The sequence below is a fragment of the Methylophaga sp. F7 genome, assembly GCF_056863975.1.
In genome coordinates this window covers 2,302,355-2,323,901 of record NZ_CM166511.1, presented here as the reverse complement: position 1 = coordinate 2,323,901, position 21,547 = coordinate 2,302,355, and the positions used below count along the sequence as shown (strand labels likewise).

Annotated in this window: 21 protein-coding genes and 3 pseudogenes; 17 read left to right on the top strand and 7 right to left on the bottom strand. The window is 46.7% G+C overall.

The features are described 5' to 3' along the window. Positions 1 to 36: 36 nt before the first annotated feature. The 6 genes and pseudogenes from rpmG to gatC form a co-directional block, all read right to left on the bottom strand. On the bottom strand, positions 37 to 192 hold the full coding sequence (gene rpmG, locus AC08OG_RS11635) for a 50S ribosomal protein L33 (protein ID WP_014707985.1): 156 nt from the start codon (positions 190 to 192) through the stop codon (positions 37 to 39). A gap of 11 nt (positions 193 to 203) precedes the next feature. Then, positions 204 to 440, bottom strand: coding sequence for a 50S ribosomal protein L28 (rpmB, locus tag AC08OG_RS11630; RefSeq protein WP_226070964.1), 237 nt, complete (start codon positions 438 to 440; stop codon positions 204 to 206). Positions 441 to 567: 127 nt separating this feature from the next. Beyond that, positions 568 to 926 (bottom strand): annotated as a pseudogene (locus AC08OG_RS11625) (TlpA family protein disulfide reductase); the annotation flags it as partial. 142 nt (positions 927 to 1,068) lie between these two features. Beyond that, positions 1,069 to 2,705, bottom strand: a pseudogene (locus AC08OG_RS11620) (acetolactate synthase large subunit). A 383-nt stretch (positions 2,706 to 3,088) separates the two neighbouring features. Then, a complete protein-coding gene (gatA, locus tag AC08OG_RS11615) occupies positions 3,089 to 4,543 on the bottom strand; it encodes an Asp-tRNA(Asn)/Glu-tRNA(Gln) amidotransferase subunit GatA (protein WP_292353757.1) in 1,455 nt (484 codons plus the stop codon). Positions 4,544 to 4,562: 19 nt separating this feature from the next. Then, a complete protein-coding gene (gene gatC / locus AC08OG_RS11610; RefSeq protein ID WP_014707980.1) occupies positions 4,563 to 4,850 on the bottom strand; it encodes an Asp-tRNA(Asn)/Glu-tRNA(Gln) amidotransferase subunit GatC in 288 nt (95 codons plus the stop codon). A gap of 120 nt (positions 4,851 to 4,970) precedes the next feature. Between gatC and AC08OG_RS11605 the strand changes: the two genes are divergently transcribed. The 15 genes and pseudogenes from AC08OG_RS11605 (at position 4,971) to AC08OG_RS11535 (ending at position 18,835) form a co-directional block, all read left to right on the top strand. Continuing rightward, entirely contained in the window at positions 4,971 to 6,017 is a 1,047-nt protein-coding gene (locus tag AC08OG_RS11605) for a rod shape-determining protein (protein WP_041354692.1), read from the top strand. A 126-nt stretch (positions 6,018 to 6,143) separates the two neighbouring features. Continuing rightward, a pseudogene (gene mreC, locus AC08OG_RS11600) lies at positions 6,144 to 6,847 on the top strand (rod shape-determining protein MreC); the annotation flags it as partial. A gap of 30 nt (positions 6,848 to 6,877) precedes the next feature. Next, positions 6,878 to 7,051 carry a hypothetical protein gene (locus AC08OG_RS11595; RefSeq protein ID WP_482930571.1) on the top strand — a complete coding sequence of 58 codons (174 nt, stop codon included), beginning with the start codon at positions 6,878 to 6,880 and terminating at the stop codon, positions 7,049 to 7,051. Then, positions 7,051 to 7,527, top strand: a complete 477-nt coding sequence (gene mreD, locus AC08OG_RS11590) for a rod shape-determining protein MreD (RefSeq protein WP_482929578.1) — start codon at positions 7,051 to 7,053, stop codon at positions 7,525 to 7,527. The genes AC08OG_RS11595 and mreD overlap by 1 nt, the downstream gene beginning before the upstream one ends. 2 nt (positions 7,528 to 7,529) lie before the next feature. After that, positions 7,530 to 9,398 (top strand): penicillin-binding protein 2, encoded by a 1,869-nt coding sequence (gene mrdA, locus AC08OG_RS11585; protein WP_482929577.1) that lies wholly within the window; start codon positions 7,530 to 7,532, stop codon positions 9,396 to 9,398. A 22-nt stretch (positions 9,399 to 9,420) separates the two neighbouring features. Next, a complete protein-coding gene (gene rodA / locus AC08OG_RS11580; protein WP_292354105.1) occupies positions 9,421 to 10,551 on the top strand; it encodes a rod shape-determining protein RodA in 1,131 nt (376 codons plus the stop codon). Then, entirely contained in the window at positions 10,548 to 11,528 is a 981-nt protein-coding gene (gene mltB, locus AC08OG_RS11575) for a lytic murein transglycosylase B (RefSeq protein ID WP_482929576.1), read from the top strand. Before rodA ends, mltB begins: the two co-directional genes overlap by 4 nt. Then, complete coding sequence (locus AC08OG_RS11570; RefSeq protein WP_292353768.1) at positions 11,525 to 12,373, top strand: septal ring lytic transglycosylase RlpA family protein; 849 nt, start codon at positions 11,525 to 11,527, stop codon at positions 12,371 to 12,373. The genes mltB and AC08OG_RS11570 overlap by 4 nt, the downstream gene beginning before the upstream one ends. 24 nt (positions 12,374 to 12,397) lie before the next feature. Then, positions 12,398 to 13,546, top strand: coding sequence for a D-alanyl-D-alanine carboxypeptidase family protein (locus AC08OG_RS11565; RefSeq protein ID WP_292399979.1), 1,149 nt, complete (start codon positions 12,398 to 12,400; stop codon positions 13,544 to 13,546). 6 nt (positions 13,547 to 13,552) lie between these two features. Then, complete coding sequence (gene dat, locus AC08OG_RS11560) at positions 13,553 to 14,398, top strand: D-amino-acid transaminase (RefSeq protein WP_482929575.1); 846 nt, start codon at positions 13,553 to 13,555, stop codon at positions 14,396 to 14,398. Beyond that, complete coding sequence (locus AC08OG_RS11555; RefSeq protein ID WP_292353773.1) at positions 14,398 to 14,673, top strand: HP0495 family protein; 276 nt, start codon at positions 14,398 to 14,400, stop codon at positions 14,671 to 14,673. Before dat ends, AC08OG_RS11555 begins: the two co-directional genes overlap by 1 nt. Beyond that, positions 14,673 to 15,287, top strand: coding sequence for a lipoyl(octanoyl) transferase LipB (gene lipB, locus AC08OG_RS11550; RefSeq protein WP_482929574.1), 615 nt, complete (start codon positions 14,673 to 14,675; stop codon positions 15,285 to 15,287). Before AC08OG_RS11555 ends, lipB begins: the two co-directional genes overlap by 1 nt. Further along, positions 15,284 to 16,243 (top strand): lipoyl synthase, encoded by a 960-nt coding sequence (lipA, locus tag AC08OG_RS11545; protein ID WP_482929573.1) that lies wholly within the window; start codon positions 15,284 to 15,286, stop codon positions 16,241 to 16,243. The genes lipB and lipA overlap by 4 nt, the downstream gene beginning before the upstream one ends. A gap of 32 nt (positions 16,244 to 16,275) precedes the next feature. Next, a complete protein-coding gene (locus AC08OG_RS11540; protein ID WP_482929572.1) occupies positions 16,276 to 17,547 on the top strand; it encodes an FCSD flavin-binding domain-containing protein in 1,272 nt (423 codons plus the stop codon). Between the two features lie 112 nt (positions 17,548 to 17,659). Then, positions 17,660 to 18,835 carry a citrate synthase gene (locus AC08OG_RS11535; protein WP_292399967.1) on the top strand — a complete coding sequence of 392 codons (1,176 nt, stop codon included), beginning with the start codon at positions 17,660 to 17,662 and terminating at the stop codon, positions 18,833 to 18,835. Here the strand turns inward: AC08OG_RS11535 and epmB are convergent. Next, positions 18,825 to 19,832 (bottom strand): EF-P beta-lysylation protein EpmB, encoded by a 1,008-nt coding sequence (epmB, locus tag AC08OG_RS11530; RefSeq protein ID WP_482929571.1) that lies wholly within the window; start codon positions 19,830 to 19,832, stop codon positions 18,825 to 18,827. The genes AC08OG_RS11535 and epmB overlap by 11 nt on opposite strands. A gap of 53 nt (positions 19,833 to 19,885) precedes the next feature. On the opposite strand from epmB, the gene efp reads away from it, so the two are divergent. Together efp and epmA are read left to right on the top strand one after the other, a co-directional pair. Further along, a complete protein-coding gene (gene efp, locus AC08OG_RS11525; protein ID WP_041354687.1) occupies positions 19,886 to 20,458 on the top strand; it encodes an elongation factor P in 573 nt (190 codons plus the stop codon). An 89-nt stretch (positions 20,459 to 20,547) separates the two neighbouring features. Further along, positions 20,548 to 21,495 carry an EF-P lysine aminoacylase EpmA gene (gene epmA / locus AC08OG_RS11520; RefSeq protein ID WP_482930551.1) on the top strand — a complete coding sequence of 316 codons (948 nt, stop codon included), beginning with the start codon at positions 20,548 to 20,550 and terminating at the stop codon, positions 21,493 to 21,495. Positions 21,496 to 21,547 lie beyond the last annotated feature (52 nt).

Sequence of the window (21,547 nt, the reverse complement as noted above, 5' to 3'; positions counted from 1 at the left end):
AAGAGCGGGTTTTTTTAGAAGCAGTAAACAATAGTGTTACTTGATTTTTGCTTCTTTATACATCACGTGTTGACGGATAACGGGATCAAACTTTTTGATTTCCATTTTTTCCGGCATGGTGCGTTTGTTTTTATCAGTAGTGTAGTAGTGACCTGTACCTGCTGATGAAACTAATTTGATTTTATCGCGCATGTCCTGACTCCTTAGATTTTTTCGCCGCGGCTACGGAGATCAGATAAAACGGTATCAATACCTCTTTTATCAATGATACGCAGACCATGATTGCTGACACGCAATTTTACCCAACGGTTTTCAGACTCAACCCAAAAACGGTGTGAGTGAAGGTTAGGTAGGAAACGGCGTTTTGTTTTGTTGTGAGCGTGTGAAACATTGTTTCCGCTCATAGGGCGTTTGCCCGTTACCTGACATACTCTGGACATGTTAATCCTGCTCCTGATGCATTTTTAGTGACTGACGCGTCCTGCCAACGCATCATTCTGAATAAACTAAGCCGGACTTTATACCATATGTGCTATCTGATGTGTAGCAGTTTTAAGCTATAAATCAGCTGAGGCCCATTTTGTCGAGCTGTGCTGAAACGCTCTCTTTATCGAGTACACCAATTTTGCGCATCACAATTTTGCCTTCGGGCGAAATCAGATAATGCGTTGGTGTCACCCGAACATTATTAAATGCGCTGGAAATTTCGCCTTCACTGTCCCAGATAAGCGTGTAGGGAAGACCCCGGTCTTCACGCATTGCCTTGATATGTGAAGGTGTGTCGTGGGGCAGTGAAACGCCCAGCATGACCAAGCCTTTTTTGCGTATTCTTCATGCAAAGCAATGAGTTCGGGCAGTTCCTGAATACACGCCGGGCAATCAGTCGCCCAGAAAATCATCAATATTGGTTTACCGGCATATTCGGTGAAATTATGCATTTTTCCGTCTACATCCTCAAACGTAAGTTCGGTGTAGGCCGGAGCGGTAGCATTCTTGTACATAAAGACGACAAACAATAATGCAAATAGGGCGGCTATAAACAGTGCAAAACGTTTTCCAGACTTCATTTTATCTCTCAGTTTGCTGGGTTAATTGACCTAGAGATTCTGTCAGTTTCAGATTTTCACGATAATCCACCGGACAATCAATAACGGTGACTGTATTTCTGTCCAAAGCTTCTTTTAAAACAGACATTAACTCTTCGGTCTTATTCACTCTGACACCCGTTGCGCCAAATGATTGCGCATACTGTACAAAATCCGGATTGCCGAATTTTACATTACTGGTTCGGCCAAACTGGTTTTGCTGTTTCCATTCAATCAGACCGTAGCTTGCATCGTTCCAAATCAGAATGACAATCGCGATATTCAAACGAATGGCTGTCTCAATTTCCTGAGAGTTCATCAGAAAACCAGCGTCACCGGTTACTGCAACGACTTTGCGTTCCGGATGTGCCAGTTTGGCTGCAATTGCACCCGGAACCGCTATGCCCATGCTGGCAAAGCCATTGGAAATAATGCAGGTGTTCGGGTATTCACAGCGGAACATTCGTGACATCCACATTTTATGGGCACCCACATCGCAGATTACGATATCTTCCAGATGCATGGCGGTACGCAGATCCCAGATGATTTTCTGTGGTTTAACAGGGAATTCGGTATCACGGCGATGCTGATTCATTTCTGTAATCAGACTATCGCGTAAAGTACGCATGGCCTTACCTTCGTGCGGCGTGGTGAGGGCTGCAATTCGATTCAGACTGTGCGTAATATTGCCCACAACACCCAATACCACACTGTAATATCCATCAACCTCAGCATGGGTGGTATCAATATGAATCAGCGTGCGATCCCGTGAGGGATGCCAGAGATAGGGGTGGTATTCAACCATGTCGTAGCCGATACAGATAATTACATCGGCATTGGCAAAGCCGGTATTCACATAGTCATTCGACTGCAACCCAACACTGCCCAGTGACATGGGATGACCAAACGGAATGACGCCTTTGGCCATAAAGGTGTTGGCGACCGGAATGCCCAGCTTTTCAGCAAAGTCTGTAAGCGCTTTAGCGGCATGCGCACGAATGACGCCATTACCCGCCAGAATAATCGGATTTTCTGCATTGGAAATTAATTCTGCTGCTCGTTCGATATGTTCAGCAGCCGGTTCAGGAGGTGTGGCGTGTTTGACCCGCAGTGGAGCATCGTCAATTTCCATCTCGGCAATATTTTCAGGAAACTCAATAAAACAGGCACCGGTTTTCTCGGTCTGCGCCACTTTAAAAGCTTTGCGAACAATTTCCGGAATCACTTCAGGGCTGACAATTCGAGTGGAGTATTTGGTGATGGGCAAAAACATCGCTTCCAGATTCAGGACCTGATGCGATTCTTTATGCAAGCGATTGGTCGAAGCCTGACCGGCAATGGCTACCAGGGGGCATGATCCATATTGGCATCAGCCACACCGGTAATCAGATTGGTCGCACCCGGACCGAGTGTCGCCATACAGACTCCTGCACGGCCAGTGAGTCGACCATAAACATCTGCCATAAAGGCCGCACCTTGTTCATGCCGGGTGGTAATAAACTGAATGGAGGAATCCAGCAAGGCGTCCATGACATCCAGATTCTCCTCACCGGGAATACCAAAAACATATTCCACACCTTCATTTTCCAGAGTACGGACAAATAGCTCTGCTGCTTTCATTTTTTCGCTCCGCGATGAATGGCTTTAAAAAAGGGGCTTTCGCCCCTAGGGTCTGTTGATCTTTCATAGCCACCACTGCTGGAGGCTATTTTTTCGTCCTACAAGGCGGAAATGATGCGATGTAATTGTTCTACATAAGTCATTTTCAACACCGTAGGGCGGAAAAATAGTCCCAGCCCTTCGGGGTGTGACTTAAAATGCCCCAATCCACGTTGCTCGTCATGTATTTAGAGCAACTACAAAAACGTCTGGAACGTTTTTAAGCGTAAGCCCCTTAGGGGTGAGATACATGGATGTATCTCACAAACTGCATTCCTCGCGCCTTGATTGGAGCATTTTAGTCACAACAGAGGCGGCTCTGAAAGATCAACAGACCCTAGGTTTCACTGAAATGCTGTTGGAATTTGTTTATGCCAATCAGTGACCTGTTGGTATTGATGAGCAACATTAAGTAAACGTGCCTCATCGAAATAATTACCAATGATCTGTAAACCAGCAGGTAAGCCATTGGCAAAACCTGCCGGAATTGACATACCGGGCAAACCAGCAAGATTGGTATTAATGGTATAGATATCCGCTAAATACATGGCTACTGGATCATCGGCTTTATCACCCAGTTTAAAGGCTGTGGTTGGCGCGGTAGGTCCCATAATCACATCAACTTCTTCAAATGCCTGTTGGAAGTCATCGCTTATCAAACGGCGGCATTTCTGAGCTTTAAGATAGTAGGCATCGTAATAACCGGCAGATAGTGCATAGGTTCCGATCATGATGCGACGTTTAACTTCGTCACCGAAACCTTCACCGCGTGAACGTTGGTACAGATCCAGTAAATCTTTTGGATCTTCACAGCGATGGCCAAAGCGCACGCCGTCCATACGAGACAAATTGGATGAGCATTCTGCAGGGGCAACCACATAATAAGTTGGTATCGCCAGAGAGGTATTTGGCAGGCTGATCTCTTTGACGGTTGCCCCGAGCTTTTCGAATTCCTTAATGGCGACATCAATTATTTCTGCCACTTCCGGTGCCAGACCTTCACCAAAGTATTCTTTTGGCAGACCAATGCGCAGACCTTGCAGGGAATCATTCAGATTTGCGGTGTAATCTGGAACATCACGTTCCACGCTGGTGGAATCGCGTTCATCAAAACCCGACATGACATTTAACAATAATGCCGCATCTTCGGCGTTGGCCGTCATCGGGCCCGCCTGATCCAGGCTGGAGGCAAAAGCAATCATGCCGTAACGGGAAACACGACCATAAGTTGGTTTCAAACCGGTTAAATTACATAAAGATGAAGGCTGACGAATTGAACCACCTGTATCTGTACCGGTAGCCGCCGGTGCCAGTCGAGCAGCGATTGCTGCTGCAGAGCCTCCGGAAGAACCACCTGGAACCCGTTCAGTATCCCAGGGATTTTTGACCGGACCGTAAAAGCTGGTTTCATTGGATGAACCCATGGCAAATTCGTCCATATTGGTTTTACCCAACATTACCATGCCACTGGCTGCAATTTTTTCCACCACAGTCGCATCATAGGGCGCAACAAATTTATCGAGCATTTTTGATGCACAGCTGGTACGAACGCCCTTGGTGCAGAAAATATCTTTATGCGCCATTGGAATGCCGGTCAGTTTACCGGCAGTCTTGTCTGCAAACTGTTTATCAGCAGCCGCAGCCTGCGCCAGCGCGCTTTCTTCAGTCACACTGATAAAAGCATTCAAATTGCCATTATGCGTTTTGATACGGTTTAGAAAGTGTTGAGTCAGTTCCACACTGGTGATGTCACCGTTGTGTAGCAAGGCCGAAAGTTCAGAAAGAGTTTTGTTATGCATGTACTTGCCTGTGTTGGATTTATTCGATGACCTGTGGAACCAGGTAGACGCCAGCGTCGGTTTTAGGGGCAATAGACTGGAACAATTCACGTTGGTCAGTTTCGGATACCACATCCTCACGCAATCGTTGGTGTGCATCCAGTGGGTGCGCCATGGGACTGACTGCATCGGTATTCACCGCGCTCATCTGTTCGACCAGATTGAGAATGTTATTAAGATCTCGGGCGTAATCAGGAATCGTGCTTTCATCAATGGCAAGCCGCGCAAGATGCGCGATTTTTTCTACATCGGATTTATCTAAACTCATCAGTCGTCCCGTAAGTTAATTGATTTCACAAAGTTGAAGTTTAAATCATTAGTTGCTTGCCCAACAGACCTGAGCATTGCTAAAGTATCCATTTTACCTCTTCCGGATGTGGTTTCTTCAATGTTTGAACGTTTACGTGGGATCTTCTCTAACGATCTGTCTATCGATCTGGGTACAGCGAATACGCTGATTTATGTGCGCGGCCGGGGCATCGTTTTGGATGAACCTTCAGTAGTCGCAATTCGACAGGATAAGGGGCCAGGCGGCCCTCGCTCGATCGCCGCGGTAGGTGCAGAAGCTAAAAGAATGTTAGGGCGGACCCCTGGCAATATCACTGCGATACGTCCATTGAAAGATGGTGTTATAGCCGATTTCACTGTCACTGAAAAAATGTTGCAGCATTTTATTCGCAAGGTGCATGAAGGTCGCTTTTTAAAACCAAGTCCGCGCGTTTTGGTCTGCGTACCCTGCGGCTCAACACAAGTCGAACGTCGGGCAATTCGTGAATCTGCTGCCGGCGCCGGTGCGCGTGATGTATTTTTGATTGAAGAACCGATGGCAGCAGCCATTGGTGCCGGTATGCCGGTAGAAGAAGCCAGCGGCTCGATGGTGCTGGATATTGGTGGTGGCACCACTGAAGTCGCGATTATCTCACTGAACGGGATTGTTTATTCAGCTTCAGTGCGAATCGGTGGTGATTTGTTCGATGAGGCGATTGTCAATTATGTCCGTCGGAATTACGGCACATTGATTGGTGAAGCCACTGCTGAAAAGATCAAAAAAGAAATCGGTTCTGCCTATCCTGGAAACGAAGTCCGAGAAATGGAAGTACGTGGACGTAATCTGGCAGAAGGAATCCCCCGCAGTTTCACACTGAACAGTAATGAAATACTGGAAGCGTTGCAGGATCCATTAGCCGGTATTGTCGCTGCAGTGAAAACTGCGCTGGAACAGACACCGCCGGAACTGGGTGCTGACGTTGCTGAACGAGGCATCGTGCTGACGGGTGGTGGTGCGTTACTAAGAGACCTGGATCGCCTGTTAATGGAAGAAACCGGCTTGCCAGCCATTGTCGCAGAAGACCCGCTGACCTGTGTTGCCAGAGGGGGTGGTCGTGCATTAGAACTTATTGACGAACGCGGGAGCGACGTATTTACGTTTGAATAGTCTTCAGTCAGATTGAAGTAGGTATTTGACCTTTACAAATAGCAAGGTTATTTGTGAAGGTCTTTTCATTTTCGGAACTGAGCCATTAAACCGTTATTTGCCCAAACACCTTCATTAAATACTCGGATGCTGCTTGCAGTAGTCGCATCGTTGTTATTGTATTTTCTGGATACACGACTGGATTATTTCAAGCCCGTCAGGATGACCCTGTCTACGGCTGTTTATCCGGTACAGAAACTCGCCTCTATGCCAGACGATTTCTCCACATGGTTTACTGATTTTTTTCAGGGCCATCGGCAACTGCGTGAGAAAATCATGAAGCTTGAAGCACAAAACCTCACTAATAGTGTGCGGATGCAGAAAATGCAGGCGCTGGAAAGTGAAAACATGCGCTTGCGAGAATTGCTTGGTTCATCATTTCGTCTACAGGAACGGGTGCAGGTTGCCGAACTGCTCAGTGTCGACTTAGATCCTTTTTATCAGCATGTCATCATCGATAAAGGTGAAACCTTTGGCGTCTATGAAGGGCAGCCAGTACTCGATTCTCTAGGTGTCATGGGACAGGTGGCGGAAGTCAGCCAGTTTTCCAGCCGCGTCGTGTTGTTAACCGACCCCAGCCACAGTATTCCAGTACAGATTGTCAGAAATGGCTTACGCGCTGTGGTCACTGGGCGGGGTCTGGGAGAAAATTTACAGATGGAGTTTTTACCGCACAATGCCGATGTGCGCGTTGGAGATCTATTGGTAACCTCGGGCCTGGGGGGCGTTTCCCGGTTGGTTACCCCGTTGGAAAGGTGATCTCAGTAAACTTCCCTCAGGGAAAATCTTTTGCCGAAATTAGCGTTAGTCCAGCTGCTCGGTTGGCAACCAGTCGAGAAGTCATGTTGGTACTGCCGGGTGAAAAAATTGATTTCGGTATTACATATCCTTTGCAAATTGAAGAAAGTGATTTACCTGCAGTGGAAGAACAGCCTGCATTGGAAGAACAGCCTGCAGTGGATGCGCCAGTGACGCCATCGGAGGAAAGTAACTGATGGTTCTGGTGAAGTCACAGCATAGCAGTGTCATATACATTACCTTGTTATTCGCCATTTTATTAATGCTGGTGCCACTGCCAGATACGCTTCGATATGCACGTCCGGAATGGGTTGCTATCACGCTGATTTACTGGGCAATGGCTTTACCACAACGGGTCAGCATTGGCGTTGCCTGGTTTACCGGATTGGTGATGGATGTGGTCACCGGAGGTATTCTGGGGATTCATGCATTTGCCTATGCACTGGTGATTTATCTGGTGGGGCGTTTACATTTGCAAATTCGTCAATATCCTCTTTGGCAACAGGCTTTTACAATATTGTCCCTGGTTTCTCTGGTGCATTTTATCGTGATGCTGAGTGCGCCGATCACCTTCAGTTGGAACCACTGGTTGACCATACTGACCAGTACACTGGTCTGGCCCTTTGTGTATGCCGTATTAAGGAAAATACGTCGTAGTTTTCAGGTGAGTTGATTGTGATCGATCCCCGGCACAGGCTCAAAGACCATTTTCGTGAAAGTCGACTGGTCAGTAACCGACTGATATTCGCCGGGCTTTTTTCGCTAGTGTTGTTTGGCATCATTATTTTTCGCTTGGTGATGCTGCAGATTGTCGAATTTGAACACTTTGATTCACTTTCCAATCGCAATCGGGTGGATATTGAGCCGTTAGCGCCTCAACGCGGCTTGATTTACGATCGTAATGGTGTGTTACTGGCCGAAAATATTCCGACATTCAGTCTCGAGTTGATCCCGGAGAAAGTACAGAATGTGGATCAAACAATTGCCGAATTGGCTGAGCTGTTATCACTAACCGCTGAAGATATTGATGCGTTTAATGAACGCCGTAAACGTCATCGAGCCTTCGAAGAAATAGTGGTTCGTAACCAGCTGACTCAGAAAGAAGTCGCATTGTTTTCAGTTAATCGTCATCGTTTCCCGGGTGTTGATGTGGTAGGCCGGTTGATACGGCATTATCCGCAGGGACCGCTTTTTGCTCATGCGGTGGGTTATGTCGGTCGTATCAATCAGCAGGAAACACAGGTTATTGATCGACAAAATTACAAAGGTACACTGCAGATAGGTAAAACCGGTGTTGAAAAACAATACGAAGATTTTCTGCATGGCACAGTAGGGTATCGTCAGGTTGAAACCAATGTGCAGGGGCGCACCGTTAGAGAACTTTTCAGTGAACCGGCCACTGCAGGACAGGATCTGTATTTGCATCTTGATATTAACCTGCAGCAGGCGGCCGCAGAAGCATTGGGTGAATATAATGGCTCTGTTGTCGTACTCGATACAAAAAACGGTGGTGTGTTAGCCTTGGTCAGCAAACCGGATTACGATCCAAACTCTTTCGTGAACGGCATTAGCGTCAAAGAGTATGCAGAATTGCGTGACTCCATCGATCAACCCCTGTTTAATCGTGCATTGCGCGGTCATTATCCCCCGGGATCGACATTCAAACCCTTTGTTGCTCTGGCGGGTTTGGAGTTAAATGTCGTGACCCAACAAAGCCGAACATTTTGCCCTGGTTTTTATTCATTACCAGGCAATTCTCATCGGTACCGCTGCTGGAAACGCATAGGACATGGTCACGTTGATCTGAAAAGTGCGATGGCCGAATCCTGTGACGTGTATTTTTATGATTTAGCACATGCAATTGGGATTGATCGGTTACATGGCTTTCTGGATTTGTTTGGTTTTGGTCATCAGACAGGTGTCGATATTCCTGGTGAGAGTAAAGGTTTGTCTCCTTCCAGAGAGTGGAAGCGTAATCAGCGCAATCAGGCCTGGTATCCCGGTGAAACGCTGATATCGGGGATAGGGCAGGGATTTAATCAGATGACGCCAATTCAACTGGCTCATGCAACCGCAACGCTTGGAATGATGGGAACGGTTTATACCCCCCAACTGGTTCGCGCTACCAAAGCGGATAATGACGAAGGTATGCAGTTGTTGGGTGTGCAACAGGCTGACAGTTTACCGATACAAAATTCCAGTCATTGGCAGTCGGTAATCGAAGCGATGGTTGAAGTGGTCCACGGCAAACGTGGTACGGCAAGACATATTGGAACAGATTTACCATTCCAGATTGCAGGGAAAACAGGCACAGCACAAGTATTCGGAATAGCCCAGGATGCTAAGTATGATGCGGAGTTACTGGCCAAAAAATTACATGATCATGCGCTTTTTGTGGCTTTTGCCCCGGCGGATGATCCTGAAATAGCGATTGCAGTAGTCGTAGAAAATGGGGGAAGTGGCAGTGCCACAGCCGCTCCAATTGCACGTAAGCTTATCGATGTATATTTTGGAATTGAGACTGATGAGCCAGTTACGGAATGAGGTAAGACAGTCGCCCAGAGCGATGAGCGGTTTGCTGCAGGACAGACGACGGGTGCCCGGATTTCAGTGGCGCTCAGGATTGCAACGTGTGCACCTGGATGGCTTATTAATATTGGGCATCCTGACGCTGCTGCTGTTCAGTTCTGTCGTGCTATATAGCAGTGGCGGTGAAGACATTGGTTTATTGCTACGTCAGGGAGTCAGAATGGCAATCGCCATAACGGTGATGATTCTTCTGGCGCAGATACATCCCGATCGATTCAAAGATGTTGCGTTTTGGATTTATGCAGTCGGACTGCTAATGCTGATTGCTGTTTTATTGTTTGGCACGATAGGAAAAGGCGCTCAGCGTTGGCTTGATTTGGGTTTTTTCCGCTTTCAACCATCTGAGATTATGAAGCTGGCGGTGCCTTTGGTAGTAGCCGTTTATCTGGCAGATAGACCATTACCGCCCAGCTTTGTCAGAATGTTTTTTGCACTGGTGATGATTGCTGTTCCAGCCTTGTTAATTGCCAAACAGCCAGATCTGGGAACGGCATTGTTAATTGCCAGTTCGGGGTTGATAGTGGTTTTTCTGTCGGGTGTTTCCTGGCGATTGATCATGAGTTTTCTGGCTCTGGCCGCTGCAGCTGCGCCGGTATTATGGTACTTCATGCATGACTATCAGCGACGCCGGGTGATGACCTTATTTAACCCTGAGTCGGACCCACTAGGTGCCGGCTATCATATTATTCAATCGAAGATTGCGATTGGATCGGGTGGGTTACAAGGTCGTGGCTGGCTACAGGGGACGCAGTCGCATCTGGAGTTTTTACCGGAACGCTCCACCGATTTTATTTTTGCGGTGATTGCAGAAGAATTTGGTCTGATTGGTTTGACACTGTTGATTACAGTTTATCTGTTAATTACTGCGAGAGGCCTCTATATAGCTGCTCAAGCGCAATTGAGTTACATGAAATTATTGGCGGGCAGTATTGCCATTACATTTCTGGTCTATGTTTTTGTAAATGTAGGAATGGTTACTGGTCTTTTACCTGTTGTCGGGGTGCCGCTGCCACTGATCAGCTATGGAGGTACATCCATGGTGACCTTGCTGGCAGGCTTCGGTATCCTGATGTCCATACACACTCATCGGAGGATGATGTCACCGTGAAGAAACACATTACCGCTACACTGTTAAGCCTGATAATGACGCCAGCATTTGCCAATCCTGAACTACCGGATGTGGATAAATTTATTGATGAAATGGTTGAAGAACATGCGTTTGACAGAGCCGAACTGGAAAACCTGTTTGCTGAGGTTGAAGTCAAAGATAGCATTCTTAAAGCTATTTCCAGACCTGCTGAGAAAAGTAAGCCGTGGTATGAATATCGCGAGATTTTCCTCGATCAGGCACGTATTAATGCGGGTGTAGCTTATTGGAAAAAACATGCCGATACGTTAGAAAGAGCTGAAAAAGAATTGGGTGTACCTGCTGAAATAATCCTGGCTATTCTCGGTGTAGAAACCCGTTTTGGCGGCAACATGGGCAGTTTCCGGGTTCTGGATGCCTTATCTACTCTGGCCTTTCGTTACCCTCCGCGTAGCACTTTTTTCCGCTCGGAATTGAAAAACTTTTTAATCCTGACTCGCGAAGAGGAGATGTCTCAACTGGAACCGATTGGTTCTTATGCCGGGGCCATGGGGCTGGGACAATTTATGCCTAGCAGTTTTCGTGAATATGCTGTCGATTTTGATAATGATGGCCACCGTGATATCTGGAATAATCCAACGGATGCTATCGGCAGTATCGCGAATTATCTGCGTCGTCACGGCTGGCAGCCAGGCGAAAGCATTGTGCATGCTACAAAGTACGAAGGTAATGATCTGCCACAGGATTTGATTGATCGCGGATTGAAGCCTACCGTAACGCGTGAAGAGTTAAGAAAATCCGGTTTGAGCACCGATAAATTACCCGAGGGTGAAGATGCGATTACCGTTTTCAGCCTGACCCAGCCCGATGGTGAAGAGCTATGGTTAGGCCGGCAAAATTTTTATGCGATAACCCGTTACAATCACAGCCGTATGTATGCCATGGCTGTTATCCAATTGGCAGAAGCGATTCGTGATGGTTATGAGTCTGTAAAATGAAACAGCGTGTAGTTAAGTATTTAACTTTATCGATAATGCTGACGGGGCTTTGGTCCTGTGGAACCGTGACTGAACAACAGGATTCTGCACCAAAAGTAAAACCGGATGTTTCGAAAATCCCGGATGCAGTCCCACGTGATGAACCAAGAAGTAAATATGGTAATCCAGCTTCATATGAAGTGTTCGGCAGAAGATATTACACACTTGCCAGTAGTGAAAATTATGTAGAGCGTGGCAAAGCATCCTGGTACGGTACAAAGTTTCATGGCAGACGCACCTCCAGTGGTGAGCCTTACGATATGTATGCGATGACGGCTGCTCATAAAACATTACCTTTACCAAGTTATGCTGAAGTCATCAACCTGGAGAATGGACGCAAGGTCGTGGTAAAAATTAATGATCGTGGACCGTTTCATGATGATCGATTGATAGATTTATCCTATAGCGCCGCAACCAAGCTGGGTATTATTGATAAAGGTACTGGCCAGGTTGAAGTAAGGGCAATCAGCAGTAAGAATGTCGTTGCGTCTACTACCGCTAAAAAAGATGTAGTCGCCAATGTAACACCCACAGCAAATGCTGTTTCAACCCAAACCACAACAATGGGGAAAGTCGGACTGTTTCTGCAAATAGGAGCATTCAGCACATTAAGCAGGGCAGAACAGATAAAGCAACAAGTTCAACAACAGATTCAAGAGCGAGTTCATATTTCATCTGTTGAACGTGTTCAAACTCCCTTATACCGGGTTCGGATTGGCCCACTTGAAAGTGTTGAATATAGCGATAGGATCGCTAATCAACTAATGGGATTAGGTTTTTCTGATACCCGGCTTATCAAGGAATAACTGTTTTTTATTGAGAGTAACTAAATGATTAAAATTTTCAAAATGAGCCTGGCAGGGCTACTTTTCAGTGTCGCCACTATCAGTTCGGCGGGAATGATCACGCCGAATCCTACAGCACCCTCAATTGCGGGTACTGCCCATATTTTGCAGGATTACGATAGCGGACATATTTTAATGTCCGAAAATGCAGATGAGCGTCTGCCACCGGCCAGCATTACCAAATTAATGACCTCTTATGTGGTTTCCCAGGAAATCCACGATGGCAATATTAAACTTGATGATGAAGTATTAATCAGTGAAAAAGCCTGGCGCATGATTGGCTCACGCAGCTTTATTGAGGTGAACACTAAGGTAACCGTGGAAGCCCTGTTGCGAGGCATGATCGTGCAATCAGGTAATGATGCTGCTGTAGCGCTGGCTGAACATGTTGCGGGTAGCGAAGAAGTGTTTGCCCAGATGATGAATCAATATGCTCAGAAACTGGGTATGGTCAATACCAACTATCAAAATGCCACCGGTTTGCCGGGACCAGAGCATTACACCACGGCGCATGATATTGCGATCCTTTCAGCAGCCTTAATCCGGGATTTTCCCGAACATTACCAATGGTATGCAGAAAAGGAATATACCTACAACGGTATTACTCAGCACAATCGTAATAAATTGTTATGGCGTGATAATACGGTTGATGGATTGAAAACCGGTCACACCGAAGAGGCTGGATACTGCTTATCTGCATCAGCAAAGCGTGATGGTATGCGCCTGATTGCTGTGGTTCTTGGCACGGCAAGTGAAAATGCACGAGCCCAGGAAATCCAAAAAATGTTTAATTTTGGTTTCCGTTTCTTTGAAACGCATCAGCTTTATGCGGCAGATGAGGCGATTACTCAAACCAAGGTTTGGAAGGGGCAAACTGATCAGTTGAATCTGGGTCTGGCACAGCCATTATCTATTACGGTTCCTCGCGGACGTTATAAAGACTTGCAGGCCTCAACCAATATCCAACAGCCTGTTGTCGCTCCAGTTGCCAAAGGCACTGAGCTGGGAGAGGTGGAAATCCGTTTGGGCGATGAAGTGGTTGCCACTCGTAAACTGGTGGCTGTGGAAGAGGTTGAAAAAGGCAGCTGGTGGAGACGAATCCTCGACAGTTTGTTGATGCTTATCTGGGGTTAATGTTTCGTGGCAATAGTTTATCTTAACGGCGAATTTATCCCCGCTGATAAAGCTCAGGTCTCTGTGTATGACCGCGGATATTTATTAGGTGATGGCATTTATGAAGTGATTCCGGTGTATGCCGGAAGCGCTTTTTTACTCGATAGGCACCTGCAGCGATTGCAGAATAGTCTGGACGGCGTACGGATCGAAAACCCGTTTTCAGATGCGCAATGGACCGGCATTATTAATGATTTGATCGCCCGGAATAATGCGGGCGATCAGTCGTTGTATTTGCAGGTCACCCGGGGCGTAGCACCAAGAGATCATATCTTTCCGATTGGTGTGGCACCTAGTGTGTTTCTGATGAGTAATCCGCTGCATCCGGTTGCCGATAGCTGGAAGACGGATGGTATCAAGGCCATTACCACAGCCGATATTCGCTGGATGCGTTGCGATATTAAAGCAATTACCTTGCTGGCAAACAGTCTGATGAAACAGTTGGCGCAGGATGCTGGTGCACAGGAAGCGTTATTGCTCCGCGATAATTATCTGACCGAGGGTTCAGCCAGTAATGCGTATGTGGTCATCGACGGTGTCATCTTTACTGCGCCAAAAGATGAAAAAGTATTGCCTGGCATTACCCGTGATCTGATTATTGAGCTGGCGGCGCAAAATGATATGCCGCTACATGAAAGAGCCGTCAGTGAATCAGCTCTGCGAAATGCGGATGAGATCTGGATCAGCAGTTCAACCAAAGAAGTGGTGCCAGTGACCTTATTGGATGGTGAAATCGTTGGTAATGGTAAACCCGGCCCCGTGTGGCAACAAATGGACATCTTGTTTCAGCGCTATAAACAAGAGGTAATCTGATGAGTGAATCAAACGGCGAAGAGACGTTACTGGAATTTCCCTGTGAATATCCGGTAAAGGCAATGGGAGAAACCCACCCGCAGTTGGATAATATTGTGGTGGAAATCGTCCGCAAGCATGCTGGTGATATTACTGAAGGAGCTGTCACCAGTAGACAGAGCTCAGGGGGCAAATATACTTCCATCACCGTGGTTATTGAGGCGACCAGTAAAAAACAACTGGACGCTATCTATCAGGAACTCAGTAGTCACGATGCCGTTAAATACGTGCTCTGATGAAGATACAGGATCTCGGCCTACGGGATTATCAACCAACCCTGCTAGCCATGCAGCAGTTCACGCAGCAACGTGATAATCACACCGAAGATGAACTGTGGTTATTAGAACATTATCCTGTTTACACTCAGGGGTTTAATGGTCAGGACGGTCATCTGCTGAGACAAAATACAATTCCGATGGTACGAACTGATCGTGGTGGTCAAATAACCTACCATGGTCCGGGACAATTAATCGTTTATCCATTAATTGATTTACGTCGTTTCGGCATGGGCGTACGCAATATGATCAGTTGTATGGAAAACACGGTTATTGCCATGCTGGACGAGCATAAGATTGACGCATATGCTCGTAAAGATGCCCCTGGAGTGTACTGTGGCGAAGCGAAAATTGCTTCACTGGGATTACGGGTCAAACGCGGCGCCTGTTATCATGGCCTGAGTTTAAACATTGATATGGATTTACAGCCATTTGCCGATATCAATCCCTGTGGTTACGCAGGCATGCAAATGACCGATATGAAAACATTAGGTGCAACGGTCGATATGGCCTCAGTAAAACAACAATTTGTGTCTGTTTTTCTCGCACACATGCAACAAGGTAGCAACACATGACTGACACGGTTGAACCGGTAAAACGTGATGTAAAAGCGCTTAAAGGTGCCTCTAAAGTCGCGCGTATTCCCATAAAAATCGTTCCTAGTGATCCTAAGCGCAAACCGGAATGGATTCGTGCCAAATCACAAGGTGCACCTGAAGTACAGCGCATCAAACAAATGTTGCGTGATCATGATTTGCACACCGTGTGTGAAGAAGCGTCCTGTCCAAATCTTGGGGAGTGTTTTGCCCACGGTACGGCGACATTTCTGATCATGGGCAATATTTGTACCCGACGTTGCCCTTTCTGTGATGTGGCGCATGGCCGTCCTGATGCATTAGATGATAATGAACCGAATCATCTGGCAAAAACCATTGCCGCCATGCAGCTCAAACATGTAGTGGTGACCTCGGTCGATCGTGATGATTTACGTGATGGTGGCGCTGCCCATTTCAGCCGCTGCATCAGTGAAATTCGTCAGCAATCGCCACAAACCCGTATTGAAGTGCTGGTGCCTGATTTTCGTGGTCGTATGGATGTGGCGCTGGAGATACTGGCGGATAATCCACCGGATATTTTTAATCACAATCTGGAAAGTATCCCCAGACTCTACAAAGCCGTTCGACCTGGCTCGGATTATCAATGGTCATTAGATCTGATTCAGCGCTTTCAGCAAATGCATCCTGAAGTGCCCACTAAATCTGGCCTGATGCTCGGTTTGGGTGAAAGCATCGATGAAGTTAAACAGGTGATGCAGGATTTACGCGATCATGGTTGTCGGATGCTGACGCTGGGTCAGTATCTGCAACCTAGCAGGCATCATCTGGCAGTTGAGCGTTTTGTCACTCCAGCAGAGTTCGACGAGCTGGCAGTAGCAGGTAAGGAAATGGGCTTTGAACATGTGGCCAGTGGACCAATGGTGCGATCGTCTTATCATGCCGATCTGCAGGCTCAGGGTGAAAAAGTCTCTTGAGTCAATAATTATTAACAGCTGAGTGCTCTGATATGACTATCAAGCGTCGACAAGTGTTAAAAAATGCAGCTTATTTATCGGCTATGGCAGCCCTGCCATTGGGATTATCTACTGCTTGTTTTCGTAATCAAAAACAGAAAGTCGTAGTTATTGGTGGTGGGTTTGCTGGAGCCACTGCAGCGCGATATCTGGCAATGTGGGCGCCAGAACTTGAAATCACATTGATAGAAAAAAACAGTCAGTTTATATCCTGTCCACAGAGTAATCTGGTGCTTAGCGGCAATCGCAGTCTGTCACAGCTTACTCGCAAGTACACTGCTTTACAGACAGATAAAGCTATTCGCTTTGTACAATCGGAAGTTATTGCTGTTGATACTGAAAACCGTCAACTGTGGCTTGCAGATAAAAGTCGAGTTGACTATGACCGGTTGATTATTGCCCCGGGCGTCAGTTTCATTTATGACCAGTTGCCTATCCTTGCTACGGCTGAAGCTCAGGAACATGTTCCCCATGCCTGGAAAGCAGGTGAGCAGACTTTGTTATTAGCCAATCAGCTTAAGTCGATGCGGCAGGGTGGAGTCGTGATAATGACTGTCCCGGCTGCACCTTTTCGCTGTCCTCCTGGGCCTTATGAACGTGCTTGTCAGATCGCATTGCATCTTAAACAACACAATCCCACTGGTAAACTACTGATATTAGATGCCAACCCGGATATTGTCTCTAAAAAAGCCTTATTTACCGAAGCGTGGCAACAGCAATATGCTGGTTTAATCGAGTATCAGCCAATGAACCCAATTGAATCGGTCAATGTCGCCAATCTGGAGGTTGAAAGTTTTTTTGATCACTACCAAGCCGATGTTTTAAACGTCATTCCTCCGCAAAAGGCCGGGGCGGTGGCTGCAATGGCTGGCGTGGTTAATGTAGATAATCGCTGGTGTGATGTAGACTTTCTGACCTATGAGTCGACAGCAGTTGAACGAGTGCATGTGATAGGGGATTCGGTGGCGGCGAAGGTGCCCAAATCTGCTCATATAGCTAACCAGCAAGCCAAGGTCTGTGCTGCTGCGGTCATCGCTCTATTGCGTGAAGAAATACCTGAGCAGCAACCCATTTTCAGCAATACCTGTTACAGTTTTGTCGATGGACAACAGGCAGGGCATGTTGCCGCGGTTTATCGTTATGATAAAAGCAGTCAGGATATGGTTCCTCACCCCAGTGGTGGGGTTTCCGAGACGGCAAGTGAAGAGGAAGGTCGCTATGCTCAGGGCTGGGCCGAAAACATCTGGGCTGATTCGTTAGGCTGATTTTCAACTTTCTTTACGCTGGTCTGCTCGGGGTTTCGGTCTTTCCCCATTGCAGTATAATGACCCCCAATTTCAATAACTCCACCAGCTGGATTTAAACACGAGGTAGTAGATGAGCGATTTTTTACCCGGCCTGGAAGGTGTGCCTGCCACGAAGTCAGCCATTTCATTTATTGATGGCGAAAAAGGCATCCTTAGTTACCGTGGTTATCCACTGGAAACACTGGCAACCAACAGTACTTTTGAAGAAACTACGCTATTGCTACTGGATGGCGAATTACCCACTAAAGCTGCATTAAATCGCTTTTCCAAACAGCTGCGCAGCAGTTATCGTATTAAATATCATATTCGTGAAATGATGCGTCATTTCCCACATACCGGTCATCCGATGGATATGTTGCAAACAGCGGTTTGCAGTTTAGGTATGTTCTATCCGGGCACCGAATGTCTGACCGATGCTGAAAGTTGTAAAGATATCGACTATGTCCGCAATATGACGGTCAATATTATCGCGCAGATGGCACCTTTGGTCGCGATGTGGGAACACATGCGTCAGGGCTATGATCCGATCAATCCACGTGATGATTTGTCAGTTGCGGAAAATCTGTTGTATATGTTTACCGGTAAAGAACCGGATAGTCTGATGGCGCGCATTATGGATGTTTGCCTGATTCTGCATGCCGAACATACCCTGAACGCCTCAACGTTTGCAGCTTTGGTTGCCGGTTCAACATTAGCATCGCCTTACAGCGTTATCTCAGCAGCAATTGGAACCTTATCTGGTCCATTACATGGTGGTGCTAACCAACGTGTGGTAGGCATGCTGCAGGAAATCGGTTCACCCGATAATGTTGAAGCCTGGGTTGACAAGAAACTGGCCAACAAAGAAGTTATCTGGGGCATGGGACATCGTGAATATAAGGTCAAAGACCCTCGAGCCACTATCCTGCATAAGCTGGTGACCAAGCTGGTGGAAGAACGTGGTGGTTCACTGGATAAAATGTTTGCCACGGCGATGAAGCTGGAAGAAGTCTGTGTCGATCGTCTGGGACATAAAGGCGTTTATCCGAATGTGGATTTCTATTCGGGTATTTTGTATTCCGAAATGGGCATTCCGGAAGATCAATTCACCGCGTTGTTTGCAGTAGCACGCTCAGCGGGTTGGCTGGCACATTGGCGTGAACAGATTTCCAATAACCGTATTTATCGTCCGACACAGATTTATGTCGGTCATGAACAGCGTGAATATATTCCGATGTCGGAACGGAAAAAAGCGCCTAAGCAATAATGGTTTTACTGGCTTCACCTTGTTGCTCGCGTACTAGGCGCGGCACAAGGTAGCCAGGTAATTCGCGACGCATGGCAGCAATGAGCTCTATTCCTTGCTGTTCATCCACATCAAAATGACTGGCGCCTTTTACTTTATCGAGTAAATGCAGGTAATAAGGCACTACCTGAACCTCGCTTAATCTCTCACTAAGAGCGATTAAGCTGTCCGCATCATCATTAACTCCCCGTAACAACACAGCCTGGTTCAATAACTCACATCCAGCATTACGTAACTCTGATAGCGTCTCAGCAGTTTCAGCATCAATTTCATTGGCATGATTGGCATGGATGACCATCACCACCCGTAAGGAAGTGCTGCTGATCCAGTTCAATAAGCTGTTGCAAATCCGTTTTGGCAGCACTAATGGCAGCCGTGTATGAATTCGCAAACGTTTGATATGTGCGATTTTTTGTAAGTCCTCTACCATGGCGGCTAATTTTGTATCGGTTAATGCCAATGGATCGCCGCCACTGAAAATTACTTCACGAATACTGTTATCACTTTGCAGTGCAGCTACCGATTGTTGCCACTGACTCGCTAATGGATTGCTTTCGCTATAAGGGAAATGTCGGCGAAAACAATAACGACAATGAATGGCACAGGCACCGGTGGTCAGCAATAATGCACGGCCCTGATATTTATGCAAAATGCCGGGTGAGCTGATCGCCAAATGATCCCCCACAGGATCCGCTGAAAAACCTTCGACCTCAATAGTTTCATCAATCAGCGGGAAAACCTGACGTAAAAGCGGATCGCTGGCGTCGCCATAATGCATTTTATTAATGTAACTTTGCGTTACTCGCAGCGGGAATTTTTTTAAGCTCTCCGCATCAATCGTTTGCAGATGATTCTCCAGTCCGAGCATTTGCAGCAAGACTGTTGGGTTTTTAATGGCATGACTTAATTCATCCTGCCAATCAGCAAAGATTACGTCAGCTTGCGATTGCGGTATCATAGTGGGCTTTGATTTTGTGAACAGGCGACGATCGTCCCCCAAAAGAGGTAAGCATGGCAAGTTATAGTACAAATGAGTTTAAAGCCGGACTGAAATTCATGATGGATGGCGATCCTTGCAGCATCATCGAAAATGAATTTGTGAAACCAGGTAAAGGTCAGGCATTTAACCGCGTTAAATTCCGTAACCTTAAAACCGGTCGCGTTAATGAACGTACTTTCAAAACTAACGAATCTGTAGAAAGCGCTGACGTTGTCGAAATCGATCTGGAATTTTCCTACAGTGACGGTGAATTCTGGCACTTTATGGATCCCAGTAGTTTTGAACAATATGCTGCCGATGCCAATGCGATTGCTGACAGTAAAGACTGGCTGAAAGAACAATATGTTTATACAGTCACACTATGGAATGGCACACCACTGCTGGTGACGCCACCTAATTTCGTTAATCTGGCAGTAGTTGAAACTGATCCGGGGGTGCGTGGTGATACTTCTGGTGGTGGTGGTAAACCGGCAACGCTGGAAACTGGTGCAGTAGTGCGAGTCCCGTTATTTATCGAAATTGGTGAAGTGTTGCGTGTTGATACTCGTTCAGCATCATACGTCGAACGTGCTAAAAAAGATTAAACTCATTATCAGTTTTTGTGTTTTTAGTGGTGCATGTAGCAAGCTTACATGCCTTAAACCTAAGTCTGAATAATGCTTCACAATGAGCAATTACAGAACATATTAAAACGGCGGGCAAAGCTTCTGGCAAATGTCCGCCGTTTTTTTCAGTCCGCAATGTTCTGGAAGTGAATACTCCCATTTTATCTTCGGCAGCACCTACCGCGCCTTATCTTGACAATTTCTCTACCCGGTTCGAGGCTGGCAGCGACTCCAAAGTCCTGTATTTGCATACTTCACCTGAATTTGCGATGAAACGCTTGCTGGCGGCTGGTAGCGGCGCGATTTATCAAATTGCCACGGTGTTTCGTAATGGTGAGTTGGGTCGCCAGCATGCGCCCGAATTTTCCATGCTGGAGTGGTATCGACCAGGGTTTTCACTGACAGAGTTAATGGCAGAAGTCGATGCTTTGATGCAACAGGTGATCGGCTTACCTGCTGCAATCATTTTTCCTTATCGTGATTTATTCGCGAAATATCTGCAGCTGGATATTTATCAGGCTGATGATGTTTTGTTGAAGCAAATTGCATTGGATCGCATACCCGGGCTTACTGCTGATTGGCAAACTGATCGGGATGGCTGGCTGGAAATGCTGATGAGCGAAGTAATTGAACCACAGCTTAAAGCGCTGGAAATGCCGGTGATGGTTACAGAGTTTCCTGCTTCTCAGGCGCAGTTGGCGAAAATCAAAATAAATGCTGAAGGATATCAGGTCGCCAGTCGTTTTGAGTTATATGCTGGTGGAATAGAGCTGGCCAATGGCTATGACGAATTGTGTGATGCCACCGAATTACGTCAACGTTTTGAACACGATAATCAATTGCGTCTGCAACAAGGCAAACCTCAAATGCCGATAGATGAAAACCTGCTGACAGCGATGCAGTCTGGTTTACCGCAATGCAGTGGCGTGGCATTGGGGCTGGATCGTTTAATGATGTTAGAGCTTGATGAGAATAATATCAGCCAGGTACAAGGCATTGCATTTATTGAAAGCTGAGAAATCTAGAAGCCACCAACGATGTCGTTGGTGGCTTTTTGGTTTTATAACT

Excerpts from the sequence above, each read along its gene's own strand:
- rpmG (WP_014707985.1), bottom strand. The coding sequence starts at position 192 with ATGCGCGATAAAATCAAATTAGTTTCATCAGCAGGTACAGGTCACTAC.
- AC08OG_RS11565 (WP_292399979.1), top strand. The coding sequence starts at position 12,398 with ATGATTAAAATTTTCAAAATGAGCCTGGCAGGGCTACTTTTCAGTGTC.
- epmB (WP_482929571.1), bottom strand. The coding sequence starts at position 19,832 with ATGATACCGCAATCGCAAGCTGACGTAATCTTTGCTGATTGGCAGGAT.
- mreD (WP_482929578.1), top strand. The coding sequence starts at position 7,051 with ATGGTTCTGGTGAAGTCACAGCATAGCAGTGTCATATACATTACCTTG.
- lipB (WP_482929574.1), top strand. The coding sequence starts at position 14,673 with ATGAAGATACAGGATCTCGGCCTACGGGATTATCAACCAACCCTGCTA.
- AC08OG_RS11535 (WP_292399967.1), top strand. The coding sequence starts at position 17,660 with ATGAGCGATTTTTTACCCGGCCTGGAAGGTGTGCCTGCCACGAAGTCA.
- AC08OG_RS11570 (WP_292353768.1), top strand. The coding sequence starts at position 11,525 with ATGAAACAGCGTGTAGTTAAGTATTTAACTTTATCGATAATGCTGACG.
- efp (WP_041354687.1), top strand. The coding sequence starts at position 19,886 with ATGGCAAGTTATAGTACAAATGAGTTTAAAGCCGGACTGAAATTCATG.
- gatC (WP_014707980.1), bottom strand. The coding sequence starts at position 4,850 with ATGAGTTTAGATAAATCCGATGTAGAAAAAATCGCGCATCTTGCGCGG.
- lipA (WP_482929573.1), top strand. The coding sequence starts at position 15,284 with ATGACTGACACGGTTGAACCGGTAAAACGTGATGTAAAAGCGCTTAAA.
- AC08OG_RS11555 (WP_292353773.1), top strand. The coding sequence starts at position 14,398 with ATGAGTGAATCAAACGGCGAAGAGACGTTACTGGAATTTCCCTGTGAA.
- AC08OG_RS11605 (WP_041354692.1), top strand. The coding sequence starts at position 4,971 with ATGTTTGAACGTTTACGTGGGATCTTCTCTAACGATCTGTCTATCGAT.
- gatA (WP_292353757.1), bottom strand. The coding sequence starts at position 4,543 with ATGCATAACAAAACTCTTTCTGAACTTTCGGCCTTGCTACACAACGGT.
- AC08OG_RS11540 (WP_482929572.1), top strand. The coding sequence starts at position 16,276 with ATGACTATCAAGCGTCGACAAGTGTTAAAAAATGCAGCTTATTTATCG.
- rodA (WP_292354105.1), top strand. The coding sequence starts at position 9,421 with ATGAGCGGTTTGCTGCAGGACAGACGACGGGTGCCCGGATTTCAGTGG.
- rpmB (WP_226070964.1), bottom strand. The coding sequence starts at position 440 with ATGTCCAGAGTATGTCAGGTAACGGGCAAACGCCCTATGAGCGGAAAC.